The sequence below is a fragment of the Paenibacillus sp. HJGM_3 genome, from assembly GCF_045062745.1.
GTDB lineage: Bacteria > Bacillota > Bacilli > Paenibacillales > NBRC-103111 > Paenibacillus_AA.
Genome location: NZ_JBJGED010000001.1, coordinates 92,192 through 107,140, shown reverse-complemented (window position 1 = coordinate 107,140; position 14,949 = coordinate 92,192). Strand labels below are relative to the sequence as shown.

13 protein-coding genes and 1 riboswitch are annotated in these 14,949 nt (G+C 53.8%); of the genes, 9 read left to right on the top strand and 4 right to left on the bottom strand.

The window, feature by feature from the left end:
- Positions 1-32 precede the first annotated feature (32 nt).
- A riboswitch (ZMP/ZTP riboswitch) is annotated at positions 33-112 on the bottom strand.
- A gap of 158 nt (positions 113-270) precedes the next feature.
- From ACI5FR_RS00470 to ACI5FR_RS00450, 5 genes are all read left to right on the top strand, one after another.
- A complete protein-coding gene (locus ACI5FR_RS00470; protein WP_405448856.1) occupies positions 271-1,101 on the top strand; it encodes a GDSL-type esterase/lipase family protein in 831 nt (276 codons plus the stop codon).
- Entirely contained in the window at positions 1,102-2,025 is a 924-nt protein-coding gene (locus tag ACI5FR_RS00465) for an ABC transporter ATP-binding protein (RefSeq protein WP_405448854.1), read from the top strand.
- Positions 2,018-2,998 carry an ABC transporter permease subunit gene (locus ACI5FR_RS00460; protein ID WP_405448851.1) on the top strand — a complete coding sequence of 327 codons (981 nt, stop codon included), beginning with the start codon at positions 2,018-2,020 and terminating at the stop codon, positions 2,996-2,998. Before ACI5FR_RS00465 ends, ACI5FR_RS00460 begins: the two co-directional genes overlap by 8 nt.
- Positions 2,999-3,160: 162 nt before the next feature.
- Positions 3,161-3,607: a DUF5946 family protein gene (locus tag ACI5FR_RS00455; RefSeq protein WP_405448849.1), complete on the top strand. Its 447-nt coding sequence runs from the start codon at positions 3,161-3,163 to the stop codon at positions 3,605-3,607.
- 120 nt (positions 3,608-3,727) lie between these two features.
- Positions 3,728-4,081: a hypothetical protein gene (locus ACI5FR_RS00450; protein ID WP_405448846.1), complete on the top strand. Its 354-nt coding sequence runs from the start codon at positions 3,728-3,730 to the stop codon at positions 4,079-4,081.
- A gap of 98 nt (positions 4,082-4,179) precedes the next feature.
- Here the strand turns inward: ACI5FR_RS00450 and ACI5FR_RS00445 are convergent, their stop codons facing one another.
- Together ACI5FR_RS00445 and ACI5FR_RS00440 are read right to left on the bottom strand one after the other, a co-directional pair.
- Positions 4,180-4,788: a hypothetical protein gene (locus ACI5FR_RS00445; protein WP_405448844.1), complete on the bottom strand. Its 609-nt coding sequence runs from the start codon at positions 4,786-4,788 to the stop codon at positions 4,180-4,182.
- Complete coding sequence (locus ACI5FR_RS00440) at positions 4,785-5,603, bottom strand: hypothetical protein (protein WP_405448842.1); 819 nt, start codon at positions 5,601-5,603, stop codon at positions 4,785-4,787. The genes ACI5FR_RS00445 and ACI5FR_RS00440 overlap by 4 nt, the downstream gene beginning before the upstream one ends.
- Before the next feature lie 293 nt (positions 5,604-5,896).
- Between ACI5FR_RS00440 and ACI5FR_RS00435 the strand changes: the two genes are divergently transcribed.
- Genes ACI5FR_RS00435 through ACI5FR_RS00420 form a run of 4 tightly spaced genes read left to right on the top strand, consistent with a single transcriptional unit; the run spans position 5,897 to position 11,668 of the window.
- A complete protein-coding gene (locus tag ACI5FR_RS00435) occupies positions 5,897-6,832 on the top strand; it encodes an ABC transporter permease (protein ID WP_405448839.1) in 936 nt (311 codons plus the stop codon).
- Between the two features lie 13 nt (positions 6,833-6,845).
- Positions 6,846-7,766, top strand: a complete 921-nt coding sequence (locus ACI5FR_RS00430; RefSeq protein WP_405448836.1) for a carbohydrate ABC transporter permease — start codon at positions 6,846-6,848, stop codon at positions 7,764-7,766.
- 31 nt (positions 7,767-7,797) lie between these two features.
- A complete protein-coding gene (locus ACI5FR_RS00425) occupies positions 7,798-9,426 on the top strand; it encodes an extracellular solute-binding protein (protein WP_405448834.1) in 1,629 nt (542 codons plus the stop codon).
- 22 nt (positions 9,427-9,448) lie between these two features.
- Positions 9,449-11,668 carry a helix-turn-helix transcriptional regulator gene (locus ACI5FR_RS00420; protein ID WP_405448831.1) on the top strand — a complete coding sequence of 740 codons (2,220 nt, stop codon included), beginning with the start codon at positions 9,449-9,451 and terminating at the stop codon, positions 11,666-11,668.
- Between the two features lie 55 nt (positions 11,669-11,723).
- Here ACI5FR_RS00420 and ACI5FR_RS00415 read toward each other — a convergent pair whose 3' ends face one another.
- Together ACI5FR_RS00415 and ACI5FR_RS00410 are read right to left on the bottom strand one after the other, a co-directional pair.
- The gene (locus tag ACI5FR_RS00415) at positions 11,724-12,332 is read right to left on the bottom strand and encodes a nucleotidyltransferase domain-containing protein (protein ID WP_405448829.1); all 609 of its coding nucleotides are present in this window, start codon (positions 12,330-12,332) and stop codon (positions 11,724-11,726) included.
- Positions 12,333-12,358: 26 nt separating this feature from the next.
- Positions 12,359-14,755, bottom strand: a complete 2,397-nt coding sequence (locus ACI5FR_RS00410) for a sigma-70 family RNA polymerase sigma factor (RefSeq protein WP_405448826.1) — start codon at positions 14,753-14,755, stop codon at positions 12,359-12,361.
- Between the last annotated feature and the right edge of the window lie 194 nt (positions 14,756-14,949).

Below are 14,949 nucleotides of genomic sequence, written 5' to 3'. Positions count from 1 at the left end.
AACAAAAAAGAGCGCTCCGATCTGCTCGATCGTGCACTCGCCCAGGCGTACGGCTCTATATGAGATGTGCTCCCCCATGGTTCCCCATGTTCCGCCAGTTACACATCCTTGGTCCACGGGATTATTTTACCAAATATTCAGACTATATTCAACATTCTATCATCTTCCTTGAATCTTTAAGGTTATTTTCATTTTCGTATGTTATTGTGAAGGGTACGATACGTTTCTCTAGCAATAAGCGATATAGAATCATAGGACAAGGGGATACCGATGAGAGGAAAAATGCTGCAGGCGCTAATCGTAGTGTCGGCCATCTCCGGGCTCGTCTGGATGGGCGGTCTGGCTTGGGCGATGAAAGATTACTTCAGCGGAGGGGAACCGGTCGTGCTGACGTCCCCGCAACCATCTGCGACTACGCCTCCCGCACAACCGGTGCAAGCCGCCCCGGTGACATCGCCGGGTGCTAACAATCAGGCATATCGGGTGGTCGGTCTGGGCGACTCGCTTACCCGCGGATTCGGGGACCCGGAAGGCCTAGGGTACGGCGGGAAGCTGGCGAACTTACTTCGGGAGGGCGGCCAAGAGGTCGTATATGACAACCTAGGCGTGAACGGGCAGACGGCACCTCAGCTGGTCAGTTTGCTGCAGCAGCAGGACGTGCAGGCGAAGGTGAAGACAGCCCGGCTCTTGCTCGTAAGCATCGGCGGGAACGATTTATTTCGCGGCGGAGAGACGTTGTCGAATTTGGAATCGACTCGAATCGCGTCGCTGCAGACCGAGTACAACAAGCAGTTGAAGACGATTCTCACCCGGCTGCGCGAGCTGAATCCGGACGCGGCGATCACCCTGATCGGGCTGTACAATCCGTTCATCGAGCTGCAGAATTCCGCCGTGACGAGCAAAATCGTACGAGACTGGAACTACGCGGCAGGCGAGACACTGGCTGCATTTCCGAAAACAATGCTCGTCCCGACGTTCGACTTGTTCCAGTTCCAGAGCAAGGACGTGCTGTATATCGATCAATTCCATCCGAACGCGAACGGATACGAGCTGATGGCGGAGCGCATCGAGGCCGCGCTGGGCGAACAGGGAGGGGCGTAAGTGAGCGAAGTAACATTGGCGGTACACGGGCTACGCAAAACGATCGGCCGCCGCGATATCATCAAGTCCTTGGATTTCGAGCTGCACCGTGGTGAGGTGTTCGGCTTCCTCGGGCCCAACGGGGCGGGCAAGACGACGACGATCCGGATGCTGGTCGGCTTGATGCGGCCTACCGCCGGGACGGTTCAGGTGTGCGGGTACGATGTGCACAAGCAGTTCCCGGAAGCGATGCGCCAGATGGGGTGTATCGTCGAGAATCCGGAGCTGTACCGATACTTGAGCGGGTGGAACAATTTGCTTTATTTTGCCCGGATGATGGATGGAGTCGATGAAGCGCGGGTGAGCGAGGTGGTGGAGCTGGTCGGCCTGACCGCTCGGATTCACGACAAGGTCAAGACGTACTCGCTCGGCATGCGCCAGCGGCTCGGCATCGCGCAGGCGCTGCTTGGCCGGCCGAAGGTGCTCATCCTGGACGAGCCGACGAACGGGCTCGATCCGTCCGGCATCCGCGAAATGCGGGAGTTCATCCGCTTCTTAGCCGCGCAGGAAGGGCTCAGCGTTCTTGTGTCGAGCCACCTCCTAAGCGAGATCCAGCTCATGTGCGATCGCGTAGCCATCATCTCGGGCGGCGAGGTCGTACGGGTTGGAGCGGTGCACAGCTTGCTCTCTTCGCAGGAGAAGCTCTGTTGGCGGCTGCATCCTCTGGAGGAGGGCGTTGCCGTGCTGCGGCGGCTGTGCGGGGAGGAGCATGTGGATGCGGATACCGAGCCAGGAGCGGTATTGACTCCAAGCGATGCCGAACGGATCGGAGTCTGGAATCGCGAGCTGGTGAACGCCGGCGTCACGGTGACGGAGATGTCCCGGCGCGTGCCTACCTTGGAGGACTTGTTCCTCGAGCTGACGGGAGGGCGGGGCATTGATTAATCTAATCTACAACGAGATGGTCAAGCTTGCGGGCAAACGGAAGCTGATCGTCGTCACGCTCATCATCGGCGTCCTAATCGCCGTCTTCACCTACGCGCAGGGCCAGCAGGCGAAGGACAACCTGAGGCGGTACGGCGACGTCGACTGGCGCATCGTGCTGGAGCAGCGGATCAAGAGCTGGGAGAGCCGGTTGAACTCCCCGAGAACGGACGACGACCAGCGTCGCGAGCTGATCGTTCGGATCGCCCAGCAGCGTTATTATTTGAACGCGAATGTGAACCCGGCCGAGCCTGGTGCCGCTACGTTCGTGCGGAACTTCATCGAGAACGGGACGACGCTGCTCCTGCCGCTCATGATGATGGTGATGGCTTCGGACCTCGTCTCCTCCGAGCATAGCGCTGGCACGATGAAGGCGCTGCTCACCCGGCCGGCCCGGCGATGGCGTATCCTGCTCAGCAAATATTGGACGCTTGTGCTTTCCGTCTCTATCATCATCACGATCTTCGGCTTGCTGTCGACGCTCATCTCCGGCTTCGCGTTCGGCTTCGGCGGCTGGAAGGCCCCAGTGTTGACCGGCTTCGCCATGAACGGGGACGTACTCGATACGTCCGGCGTGCATTTGGTGCCGCAATGGCAATACATTTTCATGGAATTCGGTCTCGCCTGGTTCGTGTCCCTCGTAGTGGCGACGCTCTCCTTCATGCTCTCCGTGCTGATCCGTAGTACCGCGGCCGGGATGGGCATCATGCTCGCCTGCCTCATCTCGGGGATGATCCTGAAGAGCATGGTCGCTTCCTGGGAGTCGGCCAAATATTTGTTCAACCTCAATCTCGACTTGATCCCGTATCTGACCGACGCCTCTCCGCCGATTCCGGGCATGACGCTCGGCTTCTCGATGCTCGTGCTGCTCGTCTGGGCGGCGGCCGCGCTGGCCGTGTCATTCTTCACGTTCACCCGGCGGGACGTCGTCTGAGTAGGTTGGGTATCGAATAGCACAAGATGAGAACAAGGCTGCCGCAATGATGATCGGCGGCCTTGTTGCGCTAACACATGGAAAATAAATAAGTTGACCTATCGTAACGTCAATCTAGTAACCTTTTGTAAGGAGTAGTTTGAATAGGAGGATTATTCTAAAGTGGTTGATAACCGTACAGTAATGGAGTCTGGAAGATGTATGGAATGTGGAGCTAAGGAGATAGATGGGTTTTCCTGCTATGAATTATTCGGTTTTCCTCTTGTTTGGGAGCATAATGACCCAGAATTATACGCTTTACATTTTTGGCTTGTTTCGTGTTATATGATCCAACATCCTTCCAATTATACAGAAGAGGGATACCAATTAACGGTTCAATTATTTACTGAGGCTTATGACAATGCTTGGGATTCCGCGTATATCCTTAAAAGAAATCGAGAGTTAGTAAACCATGTTGGTAAAATAACGAACCCGCTTCCAAACAAAGAAAGAAATCGCAAGCCCAAATTTTGGTCAATGACAATTGAAGATCTATACTTGGGTGGTGAAAAAAACGCCATCTCCAACATAATCAAATGGAAAGAACAGATAAGAAGTGAGCTAGAGTAGAGGGAACGATAGTTACATTTACACAATTTTCATCGGGCGTCGAGGAAAACTATAGAAGGATTTAGGAGATTCGAATGGAATAAATAGGAGACTGTTGATTACAGAGGAGGGTTCCGATTGATGAAGGGCAGCCGAGCGTTGTTAATGGTTTTTGTTGTGGGCATGATGGCTATGGTGTTAGTGTTATCCCCTATCGGCAGGGTCAGCGCAAACGATGATTGCGGGTGCGGCCAAGTGGTAGGTGCCGAGAAGAACAAGATTGTGGCGGACCTGTTGAAGAGCGATGCTTTCAAAGCGAAGAAGCAAGAATTGCTGAAGCAGGGTTACAAGTGGAACGGGGTAGACGGTGCGGAAGTAGATAAGAATGGGAACAACGAAATCTTGATTGCCATTCCTTTGTTGAATGCGGACCGCGAAGAAGTTTTCTTGATTTATGTTTATGGGCAATTTTATGTCGTGGCAAAGCCTAATTGAGATGCAGTCCTTATCTTCGTAAAAACAATTGTAAGTAACGAACCCAAAATGAGCCCATTCCAGTTTTGCCTGGATGGGCTCGTTATTTTTGCGTCTTTTTAGCTAGGGACGTCGTCAGAGTCGAGCGGTGGCTCCGGCAGTACGGGCAGGCGCAGCTCATTGGCAGCCCGGCGGCAAGTGAATATGATCACGATCTGGGCCAGCAAACCCGAGAAAGTGAGCAGAAGGGGGAGCAACACGTTTACGTTCTCCGTCCCATTAAGGGTGAACGGCATGTAGAGCAGAGCTGCGGCCGAAACGAATCCATAGGCTAACCGGCGATTTTCGATCGCGTGGGCAAAATGTCTTCTCTGAACGTCCCGAGCGTGCTGCAGCATCTCGGTTAGCAGCTGGTGAACCATGATCCAAGTGAGCAGCATCACCAGAGCGCCGTAAAGGAGCATTGGAACGGTAGGAATCGCAGGTTGGCCAGTTATGGCAACGGGTTCTCCTAATACGGGTACGATCTCTTGCAGGGAGAGGATCAGGAGCAGCCATGCCCAGACCAGGCCTTTGCCATAGCCCGACCGGAAACGGGCCAACTGTTTGATCGCACTGATAATGAGCGCATAGCCGATGAAATCGACCAAGATATCGAAATACTGAATGCGGATATCCAATAATACAAGGACAAGTCCCCACGAATAGCGGAGAAAAGCTGGCGTCATTGCGATTCCTCCTTCCGCAGGCGGACATATCGGGCCAAGTCTTCCTCGTACAGTTGCGGTTGAATGTTCACGAACTGCGCGGCGGCGAACGAATCGGTGCCTGCTTCCTTGTAAGCGATCATAAGGTTGTATGCATCATATCGGCGCGCGTCACTCGGAGGCAACCGGAACTGATACCGCATCTCGAATCGTTCGTCCTTGGCCAGCGTGATCGGGAACAGTCCGGGGGTCGAGGCATTCCGGCCTTCGACCTCGATTTCCAGGGCGTCTGAGATTCGTTCCGGAAAGCTGGATTGGAACGAGACCAGGGTCAAGTCGCGTGCGGCTAGGGAAGCGGAATAGCCGGATCCATCGGAGGAGCCGCCGGAACCTTGCATTTGTAAAGGGTAATCGTTCCGTTGATCGGATAAGGGATGAACAAGGATCGTCCCAATCGGAACCGTATCGATCAAGCCGTGATTGTAGAAGACCGTCATCTGGTTCGCCGTTATGCTGGCGGTTTGCGAATTGCCAGTAGTCTTGACCACAGTGGCGATCGCTTCGTTCAGCTGCAGCCGTCCTCGTTCCGCTCGTTGCTCAACATGCATGACATTGAGCAACGTATTGTCAGGCAGCATGATCTGAGCCGGCTTTTGATTCATGTCCTTATTCGAGAGATAATAGAAGCTGATTCGCTCCAGCGACGACGCCCGAATTTCATAATAATGCCTCAAGAACAGAGGCTTCTCCAGCTCCTGCGCGTGATAATACCACAAGTTGCCTACCCATGAGGTGACTAATGCTACCCCGAACACGCCGATCACGATCTTCTTCATCCGGCACCGCCCTTCTAGTCCATCCAATCGTTGGCGAAAACACACATATATAGTAAACGTCAGCCGCGGCTATTAGTTGCGGGTAACGACAAATAAGACTGTTAGGACGAGACATTCACCCGGCGGTCTATTTTCTATTTTCGCGCCCGGACCCGGTCTATCGGGACCCTGCAAAAATTGTGAGCCCGAATAATTTTGTTGCTTGCCGTGAAAGCGTTTCGCTTTTATGCTGAATTCACATACGGACGGCCGCCGTAAATCGCAATACCGCGTGAAAGGCAAAGGGGAAAACGATGAATACGAATGTCAGACCGATGAAGCTAAAGCATCAGCGAAGGCGCGACAACATGCAGCTCTACCTGATCATGCTGCCCGTCCTGTTGCATATATTCATTTTTTCTTACATTCCGATGTACGGCATCGTGATCGCCTTCCAGAATTATTTCCCGGGCAAGCCGTTTCTCGCCTTCGACGGGAGCACCGATTGGGTCGGGCTCCAGCATTTTATCGACTTCGTGAACGGTCCGTATTTCGGGAGGCTTGTGCGCAATACGTTTATCCTCAGCTTTTATTACTTTATTTTCGGGTTTTGGGTGCCGATCTTGTTCGCCTTGCTGCTGAACGAGTTGAGGGGCGGCTTGTTCAAACGGTTCGTCCAGACGTCCAGCTACTTGCCTCACTTTATCTCGAACGTGGTCGTGGCGGGGATGGTTCTGTCGTTTATCGACCCGGACGGTCTCGTCAACGTGTTCATCAAGGGGTTCGGAGGCGAGGCGATCTCCTTCCATACGGAGCCGCGCTATTTCTCCACCATCTACACGATTACGACGATTTGGAAGTCGTTCGGGTGGAGCAGCATTTTGTACTTGTCGGCCATGTCGTCGATCGACCCGTCCCTGTATGAAGCCGCCAAGATGGACGGGGCGGGCCGGTTCAGGCAAATGCTGCACATCACGCTGCCTTCGATTCGTCCTACGATCTTCATCCTGCTGATCTTCGCGATCGGCAACCTGTTCTCGGCGAACACCGAATTCATCATGCTCATCTACAACCCGTCCTTGTACGAAACGGCCGATGTCATCGGCACGTTCCTATACCGCGACGGACTGTTGAACGGCAATTTCAGCGCGGGCGCCGCCGTCGGGCTGCTGACTGCCGTGATTAACTTTACACTGCTGTTCGGGGCTAACGCGCTTAGCCGCAAGTACACCGAACACGCTCTATGGTAAGGAGGCCGGAGCTATGATACCCGCACTGCAGTCTAACCGGCGAACCGGCAAACCAATTCGCCAAGGCTCGCGCACGGCTGACGTGATCTTCGTCCTGGCGGCCCTGCTCATCTGTCTCGCGACCTTGTATCCGTTCTACTTCGTCGTCATCATGTCGATCAGCTCTCCGATGGAGGCGGCGGCCATGAACGTGTTTTGGTATCCCAAAGGCTTTTATCTGGGGTCGTATGAACTCATCGTAGGCGATGCGAAAATGTGGCGCGCTTACATGAACACGATCATCTATGTCACGTGCGGAACCGTGCTGAATTGCCTGATGGCGGTATTGGGCGCTTATCCGCTCACGGTGCGGAATTTGGCCGGGCGCAAATGGGTGGTCCGCTATCTGCTTATCCCGATGTATTTCGGAGGCGGCCTCATTCCCTCTTATTTGCTGATCAACAAGCTCGGCCTGTACAATTCGATGGGGGCGATCATCATCCCCGGGGCGGTGGGCATCTGGAATATTATTCTCGTCCGGACTTACTTCTCGACCATTCCGGAATCGCTCAAGGAATCGGCGTTCGTGGACGGCGCCTCGCATTTGCAGCTACTTTTCAAAATCATGGTACCGCTCTCAAAGCCAATTATGGCCGTGATCGCCATCTATACGATCGTCGGCATCTGGAACAGCTGGTTCGACGCGCTCGTCTACTTGCCGAACGAGAAGCTGCATCCGCTGCAGATGTATCTGTACCGCGTCGTCGTGCAGCAAACCGTCGATCTCAAAATGCTGTCGATGCAAGACGCTCAGGAAGCAGCCGCCAGCATGCTCTCTAACATTCAACTGAAGTATTCGATCATCGTCTTTACGACGCTGCCGGTACTGTTTACGTATCCCTTTTTCCAAAAATATTTCGTCAAAGGCGCTTTGCTCGGCTCTCTGAAAGAATAGCCTGCCGGCGCTTACAGAGGAGGATTTCCCAATGTTACCAATGAAAAAATGGAGCGCGGTGACGCTTGCCGCCGCATTGACCGTATCGCTCGCCGCCTGCAGCGACAAAAAACCGGAGTCGGACCCAAGCGCGAGCCCAACCGCCGCTAAGGACAAGGCGAAGCTGAGCTTGCTCGGGCCGGCCGGCACGAATAAGTATATCAAGTTCGACGATCGCGAGAATTACCCGGTCTGGAAACAAATCCAATCGATGCTGGACGAAGCGGGCTTGCAGCCCGAGTACGAGCTGGTGCCGAGCGAGCAGTACAATGTCGTGATCAAGACGAGGATGGCGTCCGGGAGCAAGCTGCCGGATATCGTCAACGTGTCCGCGCTTGACAATACGACGCTGCTGAACCTGGCCAAGCAAGGGGTCATCCTCGATCTGAACGCCCTGATCGACAAGTACGACAACGGCAATATCAAGAAAATGTACAACGAGGCGTTCCCGTTCGCGAAGAAATCGACGACGTCCCCGGACGGCAAAATGTACTGGTTCAGCAACCTGCATATCAAAACGTACAAAGAGAAGGAGCTGGCGCCCGTCGCTCTCACGATCAACATCCGGAAGGATTGGCTGGATAAGCTGAACTTGCCGGTGCCGACGACGGCGAAGGAATATCTGGATACGCTCAAGGCGTTCCGCGACCGGGATGCGAATGGTAACGGCCAGCAGGATGAGGTGCTCGTCTACGATCCCTCGAATTTCTCAGGTGCAATCGCTCAGTGGTTCGGCCTCGGAACCGACATCACGGCGGTGGACGTGGAGAATAAGAAGGTGGTCTCCCCCTGGTACCAGGAAGGCGTAAAAGCTTATTTCACCTACATCCAACAGTTGGTTAAGGCGGGTGTGCTCGACACGAGCCTCATCGGCGCCAAGGCCGAGCAAATCCAGCAAAAGATCACGGAGAATAAAGTCGGTTCCATCCAGGAATACAATCTCGGCATGGGCCATGAGGCGACGATCAAGGGAGGGGGCGAATTGTTGCCGCTCATGCCGCTCAAGGCGGTCGAGGGGATCACGCCGGCCGCGCAGCTGGAGCCTCCTCATCTCGTGTGGCAGAAATACGCGATTACGAAGGACGCCAAAGATCCGGCTGCCGCAATCCGCTTCTTCGACATGATCTATTCCGATAAATACGCCGACCTGCTATACTGGGGCATCGAAGGGTTGACGTACCAAAAGGACGCAAGTGGCACGAAGCTGTTTATCAATCAAGGCAAAGACGAGGACAATGCCAAATCGGGCAAGGTCGCGGGCCGGCAGCTGTTCGGCGATACCGTGTTCCCGCGCGTGCAGAAGGCCAACCTTGAGTTCGAGCTGAACCAGGTCCCCAAGTACAAGGCCGAGCATGAGCTGAAAGTGATGAATTACAAGCCGTATTTCGTCAATATGAACCAAAATTATTTGGCCATCCCGGATGACAAGCAGCTCGAGAACAAGACGAAAATTTTGACGAACTTGACGACCTACTCAACCGAGCTCGCAACGAAGCTGGCGCTGGGGCAAAAGTCGCTCGACGCCTGGGACACGTACATCGCTGATTTGAAGAAGATGGGCCTCGATCAGCTCCTCGAGATCGATCAGCAGCTGCACGACCGGTACAACAGCGTCAAATAAGCTTGAAACGGAGGTATGAGCGATGCCCGGATACCGTTACAGCGGCAGCCTGTTCCGGAAAACGTTTCTGTCGTATACCGCGATCCTGATTATCCCGATTCTCATCTTCTGTGCGATCAATCTGGCCAAGAACATGTCGGAGGAACAGCGGGAAATGCACGGGAAGCACGAAGCGGACGCCCGCCGGATCGCGGAAGCGGCCGACAATAAGCTGAAGGAGCTCAAGCGCATCGGGGAAGTATTCGCCGATGAAGCTTGGGTCAAGAAGCTGATGCTGGAGGCAAACGTATACGAAGGCGAATTCGATCTTTTGAAGGATCTCGAGATGCGCAAAGATCTCTTGAATGCCGCCACCGGGCCGGGCATCCTCTCCTTCGCGGCCATCCTGTATCCAGGCAAGTCGCGAGTCGTTTCCCCTTGGGGGAACTTCGACGACGATTACTTTTTCGACGCCGTCGCTTCCCTCACCCCTGGCTCGCGTGACGCGTTGTTCGCGGAAGCGGTGGAATATCAGATCTTCAAGGTGATGCCGCAGGTGGAGATCCAGGTATGGGACCAGCCGAGAAGCGTCATCCCCGTGCTGCAAAGCCTGGAGCTGGTGAACCGCCCGCGGGCCGTGCTCGCGCTGTTCATCGACAGCTCGTATCTGGCTTCCTACCTCCGGCAATACGTCGGCGGGACGGGGCCGGCGGAGTTGGCCGTGACCGACCACGGATCGGCCGTGTTCGCGAGCGGACCGGTTCTCGGTCAGCGGGAAGCGGAGACGTTCGTCCACACCTCCCAGGTCAGCGAATGGAAGTATGTGCTGACGTACGCCAACGAGCGTGTGATCGACATTCACAGCATGCTGGCCTCGCTGATCGCCGCCCTTGTCTCTATCGTCGTCGGCACGGTGTCGGCGTACATGTTCGCCAAGGTGAGCTACCGGCCGCTCGGTGTCCTGCTGGGCAAGCTGGCCAGCGTCGTCAAGGTCGACCCGGCTCGCGACGGAGCCGGCCGCCTCTCGGAATACAGGCTCATCGAGAAATCGATCGACCGGCTGTTGAGCGAGAACGAGTCGCTGCAGCACACGCTGACCGAGTACAAGAGCACGGCCCGCTTCAATATGCTGCTGCGTTTGTTGAAAGGTTATTTTCAAGACGAGCACCAGACGACCCGGATGAACGAGTTGGGCCTTCGTTATACGGACGAGATGCACTACTGCACGCTGTTGATCGACTTCCATGCCGTGTACGTTGGGTTGGACCGGGAAACGATCAAGAAAATCGAAATTATCACCTTTATGGTCGCGGAAAAGACAATGGGCCGCCGGCAGCTGGATTACCAGTTGTTCGAGGTGACGAATGTGGAGAAGGCGGTCATCGTCTCGTCCGGGCAGCCGTTCGGCGACGAGCGTGTCATGTCGGCTATCGCGGAAGAGATGATGGAGGAAATTCGGCAGAGCTGCGGCATCCGGCCCGAGGTGCTGTGCGGGACGATCGAGCGGGGGCTGCTGGGCATCAGCAAATCGTACTATACGGCCAGCCAGCGCCTCCATCATCTGCTGTTCTCCAAGCGCCATCCTCAGGATGTCGAGGAAGGCTCGCCTTCGCTCGAGTACTATTACCCGACAGATTGGGAAGTGCAGCTGATCAACAACCTGAAGATCGGCAATCTGGATACGTGGGTTCAAATCGTCGACGAGATCCGGGCGGAGAACGTGCGCCGCGAGCTCTCCGGCAGCGGAGTCGCAAAGCTGGTGTCCTCCCTTATGGAGACGATGCTGCGCGTGCTTCACGAGCTGAATATCGACGCGGACTTGTATGCGAAGCAGTTCGCCAGCAAGTCGAGGGAGGGCAATGCCGACGAGCTGTGGGGGTATGTGTACGAGGTGGGTACCTTGATCTGCGAGCGGGTGCGCTACGCCAACACCTCGACCGAGATGGAGCTGGGCAGCCGCCTGCTGCAATATATTAACCAGCATTATACGAGTCCGGATATGTCGCTCAAGAAGCTGGCGGAATTGTTCCACATGTCGGTATCGGGCGTGTCCAAGACGTTCAAGGAAGTGACCGGGATCAACTTTTACGATTATTTGTGCCGGCTGCGAATGGAACGGGCCAAGGAGCTGCTGCGCGAGCGAAAAAGCGAGGTCGCGCAAATCGCCCAGCTGGTCGGCTACGAGCACGCGTACTCGTTCAAGCGCGCTTTCGTCCGGTACGTGGGCATCAAGCCGGACGAGTACATGCAGTTGTCGGGTTAGAGTAAAAAGCCGTTCGACGGGAAATCCGCCGGACGGCTCGACATAATAGTATAATTTACAAAAATTTGACCCAGTCATGGCCTTCCGGAAACTGCCGGTTTAAAGAAGCTTTCAGCCATGCTTTTTCTTGTTGCAGAAGGGACGGCAGCATGGTTTGGAAATCTTTATAATCCTTCTCCCGTACTTTCGAACCGCCTGCTTTATGGAGGAGTTGGATTTCGGGTCTCAAATAAGGGATGCCATCAGCAGTTTGCAAAATAATATCAGCCAGTGGCCTTCTAATGGATTTATCTCTCTTATAAGTCCAACAATCTCCTTCGGTATCGATGATCATGAGTTGAAATGCCCAAGGCGCCCCGTCGCTCTTACTAACCCATACATCATTTGTCGAGCTCAAATACTCTCCATCTTCCCAAAGACTAAGCTTGCCATTCTCAGCCCTGTATAACATCCAATGACGATTTAAATACTGATACGCGATTAATTGCTCTTCCCGAGTAATAATAACATCAATATCACTATGCTCCCTAGTTTGTTTACGCAGATGCAAGTCTAATGCCCAACCCCCGGCAATACACCAACGTATCGGAATGACAGAAAAAATTTTATTTATTTCCGACACAGATAGTGGCATCCAATTCGTTATATCCGTCCTCAAACCCATCCCTCCAAATCATGTTAGATTTTCAGCTAACTTCGCCATCCAATGCGATGGCCGTCCGGGTCGGTAAAGACTGTGAATTCCTTGCTTTCGCTCCCTGTACCCCGGTGGGTCAGCAGACCGCATACTGTCAAATGATGCTGCGCCACAGACGCATCTCTCACCGTCAGATTGAACAGGGGTTCGGTAGTCCTATGCAATGGTTTCGGATGATTAAGGAGGAGCTTGGCTTCAATACCAGGATCGCAGCCCTTAAACACGCTTTGCGAATGCAGGCCTTCGGTGGAAGGGTAATGAGCCAGAGATTTACTTGCGATCAGTATGTTATGGCCGTCCAACGTCCGATAGACGAAGTGATACATGCCTATCGGTGTTTTCTCGAGCGTCATCGGCATTTCACAGCCAAGAGACCGGACTGTATCATAAGAGGATCGGATATCGGAGCTCACCAGCATGTATCGGGGGCGCTCCAGACTGCATCGAAGATCGTGAAGCACGATGCGCGGCCCTTCCGGTAATCGGAACACATAAAACGCGCTGTCGAAAGACCCTGACATGATCGGTACATCAAACAAGCGGCTATAGAAGTGAATGGATTGCTTCAAATCGTGACAAAACACAAATACGGCTTCCACTTCATATTGCGTTTCGCCGTTTGGATCTAGCACAGGCGGTTCGTCCGATACGTGAAACGCATGGAAGGGATTGAGTTCGACAATCTCCGGCTCCATCTTCCCTTCAACGATGTCCATTTGTTGCAAGACAGCCTCCATCTGCTCGATCGCGGTTAATTCATCCTTCTTCGCCTGCTGAAGTAGGTGAGCAGCGGTGTCGGCCTGAACCGGGTCTTTCGGTGTGCCGCCTGCAGGGTATGGAAACATGATGCGCAACTTATCAAAACTGGCTACCACCGCTTCATATCTTCCTGCGATTTCCGTGACTATTCCCGCAAGCCAAGCGTCTCCTTCTAAGATTCGAGAATCTCCCCATTCCCGGAAAAACCGGCCCGCCGCGGAGCGCCCGTCACCTACGACGAGGAGGTTAGCCGCATTGCCGAGTTCGTCCGTTGTCCGCTGAAGAAATGTGTTAATCCAGGCATCGTAAGCCTCTAAACCGTTGACATAGGCGGGTTTGAATGTTTCTTCCGATCCTCTTGCATGCATAACGACTCTCTTCATCAGCCGCCTAATCGCAACTTTCGCATCAATCTCGAATGCCCCATCGATCGCGATAACATATAGATGAGCCGACTTACCGCGGCCCAGCCTCGCGTAATCCAGCATATGATGACCTTTGCCGTCAGCCGCGTATAATTTCTGATTCCGATCCTCATACCCGTAAACCAAGGCAAATTCTCGTTCGAACACGTCAAACACTATGGCAGGATAACCCCGGTCTACGGTTTGCCGAATCATGTACAGTGCGCGCTCATGGAAATCCATCAATTTTTGCGCGTATTCCGGATCATGAACGGCCCTTCCGGGGTTGAGGTTGAATCCATAAACGTCTAAATACGAAGAATGAAATCCTAAATTCGCAAGGCCGTTTGTAAAAAACGTATCCCAATCAAACATACCCGGTCCCGAAATGTCGATGTTGTTTGCCTTGACATTAATCTGGAATGCGGCACCGAACAGAGCGGTTACTTCCGTCAGTGTGAAAGGTTTGCCTGCGTACTGAAGTAAATGATACGTACAGTGAACGAACGATTGCATCCAGTTCCATTGTCTGATATCCGCCTTTTGAAACTGTGGCGGTTTGAGCTTAGCTTGTCGCATACTCGGCTCCTTCTTAGCTTTATTCACCGCAAGAGAGGTTTCGCGGTTAAGCTCTTTCATGAGCTTCTGCCGGGAACGAGACAGGGACATGTATACATTCGCCGTTGTGGTTTCCAGAAGATCGGCGATTTCCTTGGCCGACAGCTGCTGATAAAAATGCGCTTCGAAGATGGCGCGTTCCTTCCTGCTCAGATACGAAAGACAAGACTGAATCATCGCAATAAGGTCGTTGTACAGCATTTTTTGCTCAGGGTCAGCGTACACTTGCGCCGCGAGAATGTCAGGCTTCGCCAAATGATTCAGCAAGCTGTCCAGACCGTCTGCTTGCGAACGCGCCGATGCTTGCCGTTCCGATGCCAGGTCGGAAAAGTTTCGTTCCATTTTGCGATAGATCAGGTTGACCTTGTTCAGTGCCTGATTACGAACGATCCGTTGCAACCATGGGAGAAAGCTGCTGATGTCGACCAGCTTTCCAAGGTGAACGAATGCTCGTATGAGCGCCTCCTGCACGACATCCTCGGCAATATGGTGATCGGTCATAATAGACTTGGCCCAGCCAAGCGCCCTTGAGCGATGCCGCTGTACCAGCTCCGTAAACGCCGCTTCGTCGCCCTCCCGGGCTCTTGTCACCAGCAAATGTTCGTCCATTGAATGTACTTCATTTCCATGTCCGTTCAATTGTCGTTGTCCTCTCATTATCGGCTATATTACTAAGACCGGGTACTTTCGCTGAATCTAACAAATGAAAATTTCCGAAAAATAAAATCCGCCGGCAAGTAATTGTCAGCGGATCATTTACATCATCGTTACTTAACTGGAACACACACATCAACAGCGCGCGG